The following is a 3447-nucleotide window of genomic DNA, read 5'->3' on the forward strand; positions in this document are numbered from 1 at the left end:
GTGTGCAACATCGCGCCGACTCGGCACGTCAGGGCCGGTGGTGCACCGGTGACGTCGCTGGAGACCGTGACGTCAGTCGTCCGTGACGGGCCGTCGGGAGCGCAGCGCGAGATAGACCGCGCGCACCCCGACGGCTCGTTGCATCTCCCGGAGCACGCTGCCGAAGAACTGCTCGCGGTAGGTCTCGTCGGTCACCGTCGAGACGGTCAGGTAGAGCGCGGAGAACGCCGCGAGGAACACCGAGACCTGCACCAGCTCGGCCGACACGTTGTCCAGGCCCCGGATGCTGTGGCCCGCGTCGCCGGTCCAGTTCTCCACGACGTCGGGCTGCATCGTCATCGCGCCGAAGACCATGAAGAACGCGAAGACGGTGACGGCGAGCAGCAGCACCTGCGTCGCCTGGATGACCAGCAGCACGAGCACGAGGTTCCACCGCTCGTAGCCAGCGACCTCGGCGTAGGACGCGGGGTCCTCGCCGGGGTCGTCGACCAGCTCGCGGGCCACGTGCTCCAGCGGCGTGCCCCTGGTCGAGCGCAGCAGCTGGTCCTCGTCGACGTCGTCGTCGGTCCGGTCGACCTCCTCGGGCAGCCGCACCAGGAGGAAGGCGCCCGCGAGGGTGCCGAAGAGCAGCGCGACCAGCCACAGCTCTCCCCCGTCGAGCCGGGACGCGACCTCCCAGACCTCGGCGTTGATGAAGAGGAACGTGACGAAGACGAGCAGCAGCGGCAGGGCCCGGGTCATCATCGGCAGCAGCGTGCGCAGGCTGCCGAAGGTGCGGGCCAGGGCCCAGGTGACGATGGGTCGCGCCTCCAGGGCGGTCAGCGCGTAGGACGTCGCGACGACGGCGAAGACGGTCCACAGGGTGGCCGGAAGGAAGCTGGCCTCCTGGACGAGGAAGGACAGGGTGATCGCGACCGCGGCGGCGCCCAGCAGGGCGACCCCCAGCAGCGGGAGCACCCGCCGCGGACGCAGCGCCGCGCGCACCGAGGCACGCTTCTCCGGGACGAAATAGGTCAGGCCGTGCTCGAGGAACCAGGCGTCGGTCTCGGCGACGATCTCGGCGTCGCGTGCTGCCGACATCTCAGGCGCCCAGGATCTCGCGGGCCCGTCGTACGTCGTCGGCCATCTGCACCAGCAGCTCGTCGATGGAGTCGAAGGCCGCCATGCCACGCAGCTTGTCCACGAAGGACACCTCGACCTCCACCCCGTAGAGCTCGAGGTCGGTGCGGTCGAGGACATAGCTCTCGATGCGGCGGTAGCGCTCACCGTCGAAGGTCGGGTTGGTGCCGACGCTGATCGCCGCCGGGAGCTCCTCGCCGGTGTCGAGGCGCCGCAGCCGCCCGGCGTAGACACCGTCCGCGGGAGCGGCGGTCAGCCCGTCCGTGGGCACGTTGGCCGTCGGGTAGCCCAGCTCACGACCGCGCTGGTCGCCCTGGACGACGATCCCGCGCACGGCGTAGGGGTGACCGAGGGCCTCGGCCGCACCGGCGACGTCGCCGGCCGCGAGGCAGGTGCGCACGTAGGTCGACGACCACACCATCGGACCGGCGTCGAGGGCGATCCCCTCCGCGACGAAGTCGTGCTGGCGCCCCAGCTCGACCAGCGTCCCCACGTCTCCCGCTGCTCGACTGCCGAAGCGGAAGTTGGCACCGACCACGACCGCCGAGGCGTGCAGGGCGTCGACGAGGACGCGGGTGACGAACTCGGTGGGCGACCAGGCCGCGACCGAGGTGTCGAAGGGCAACGCCAGGACCGCGTCGACCCCGGCGCCCGCGAGCAGCTCGGCACGGCGCTCGATGGTCGTCAGCATGGTGGGCGCGTGCTCGGGTCGGAGCACGGCCATCGGGTGCGGGTCGAAGGTCACCGCCACGACTTGGAGCCCCCGGTCGTCCGCCAGCACCCGCGCACGGGACAGCACCTGTCGGTGCCCCAGGTGGACGCCGTCGAAGTTGCCGATCACGACCGCGGTGCGGCCGAGACCGCCGGGGATGTCGTCGAGGGAGCGCCAGATCTGCACGTGCAGACCTTACTGGCGACCGGACCGACGCCGGGGTCGCGGTCAGACGAAGACCGCGGTGGCGCGGGCCCGACCGTCGCGCGGCTCGTAGAGCGCGAGGAACTCCCCGGCCGGGTCGAAGACCGCGGTCAGCCCGTCGAGCTCGAGGTCGAGGGCACGCCCCACCCGCACGTCGGCGGCCTGCGCGTCGTCCAGGTCGACGCTGGTGAACGTCTCGCGTGCCGCCACGGCGATGGGCAGCATGGTGGGATGCTCGGCCAGCTCCTCGAGGGTGCAGGCGGAGGCCAGGTCGAACGACCCGACCGCCGTGCGACGCAGCGCGGTGAGGTGCCCACCGACACCGAGGGCCGCGCCCAGGTCACGGGCGACGGCCCGGACGTAGGTGCCGCTGGTGCAGCGCATCGAGACGTCGAGGTCGACGTGCTCGTCGCCGAGCCGCACGTCGTGCACGACGATCTCGTGGATGGTGACCGGCCTCGCCTTGAGCTCGACCTCCTCGCCGTCGCGCACCCGCTCGTAGGCGCGCTTGCCGTCGACCTTGATGGCGGAGACCTGCGTGGGGACCTGCTCGATGTCACCGACGAACGCCGCCAGCGCGCTGCGCACCGTCTCCTCGTCGAGCCCGGCGGTCGACGCGGTGGCCGTGACCTCGCCCTCGGCGTCGTCGGTGGTGGTCGAGACGCCCAGGCGCATCGTCGAGTCGTAGCCCTTGTCGGTGAGCATCAGGTGCCCCAGCAGCCGGGTCGCCCGGTTGACGCCGAGCACCAGGACCCCGGTGGCCATCGGGTCCAGCGTCCCCGCGTGACCGATCTTGCGGGTGCCCAGGATCTTGCGACTCCTGGCCACCACGGCGTGCGAGGTCATGCCCGCGGGCTTGTCGACGACGACGATCCCGGCCTGCGTGGTCACCGGTCCGCGTCGTCCTCGTCGGAGCCGTCAGTGCCCTCAGTGCCGTCGGGGTCATCGCCGAGGCCTTCCTCGCGGGGCTTCTTGTAGGGATCGTCCTCGCCGGCGAACGCCGCACCCGCACGCACCGCGGCGACGGCCTCGTCCTGGGCCCTGGCCCGGGCGAGCACCTCGTCGAGCGCCCGCGCCTCCTCGGGAAGGGCGTCGTGCACGAAGGTCAGGGTGGGTGCGGTGCGGGTGCCGAGCTGCTTGGCGACCTCGGAGCGCAAGATGCCTTTGGCGGACTCGAGGGCCACGGCCGTGCTGGCCATCTCCTCGTCACCACCCAGCACGGTGTAGAAGATCGTGGCCTGCTGGCCGTCGCCGGTGAGCCGGACGTCGGTCAGGGTCACGAACCCCAAGCGGGGGTCCTTGATGCGTCGCTCGAGCATCTCCGCGACCACCACCTGGATCCGGTCGGCGATCTTGCGCACGCGTGGGCTGGTCATGCTTCCTACTCTCTCAAATGCCGAGTCGGGGGGGGG

Annotated in this window: 4 protein-coding genes; all 4 read right to left on the reverse strand. The window is 71.6% G+C overall.

Annotation, left to right across the window (positions count from 1 at the left end; translation table 11 throughout):
* Positions 1-72: 72 nt before the first annotated feature.
* The 4 genes from AAG827_RS22110 to rbfA are packed head-to-tail and all read right to left on the reverse strand — an operon-like array spanning position 73 to position 3411.
* Positions 73-1080 (reverse strand): hypothetical protein, encoded by a 1008-nt coding sequence (locus AAG827_RS22110; protein WP_341928367.1) that lies wholly within the window; start codon positions 1078-1080, stop codon positions 73-75.
* Position 1081: 1 nt separating this feature from the next.
* Positions 1082-2017 carry a bifunctional riboflavin kinase/FAD synthetase gene (locus tag AAG827_RS22115; RefSeq protein WP_341928368.1) on the reverse strand — a complete coding sequence of 312 codons (936 nt, stop codon included), beginning with the start codon at positions 2015-2017 and terminating at the stop codon, positions 1082-1084.
* A gap of 42 nt (positions 2018-2059) precedes the next feature.
* On the reverse strand, positions 2060-2926 hold the full coding sequence (gene truB, locus AAG827_RS22120) for a tRNA pseudouridine(55) synthase TruB (RefSeq protein WP_341928369.1): 867 nt from the start codon (positions 2924-2926) through the stop codon (positions 2060-2062).
* The gene (gene rbfA / locus AAG827_RS22125; protein ID WP_341928370.1) at positions 2923-3411 is read right to left on the reverse strand and encodes a 30S ribosome-binding factor RbfA; all 489 of its coding nucleotides are present in this window, start codon (positions 3409-3411) and stop codon (positions 2923-2925) included. The genes truB and rbfA overlap by 4 nt, the downstream gene beginning before the upstream one ends.
* Between the last annotated feature and the right edge of the window lie 36 nt (positions 3412-3447).

The organism is Nocardioides psychrotolerans (assembly GCF_943371775.1).
In the GTDB taxonomy this organism is placed as follows: Bacteria; Actinomycetota; Actinomycetes; order Propionibacteriales; family Nocardioidaceae; genus Nocardioides; species Nocardioides psychrotolerans_A.

Coding starts and splice junctions, on each gene's coding strand:
- rbfA (WP_341928370.1), bottom strand. CDS start 3,411: ATGACCAGCCCACGCGTGCGCAAGATCGCCGACCGGATCCAGGTGGTG.
- AAG827_RS22110 (WP_341928367.1), bottom strand. CDS start 1,080: ATGTCGGCAGCACGCGACGCCGAGATCGTCGCCGAGACCGACGCCTGG.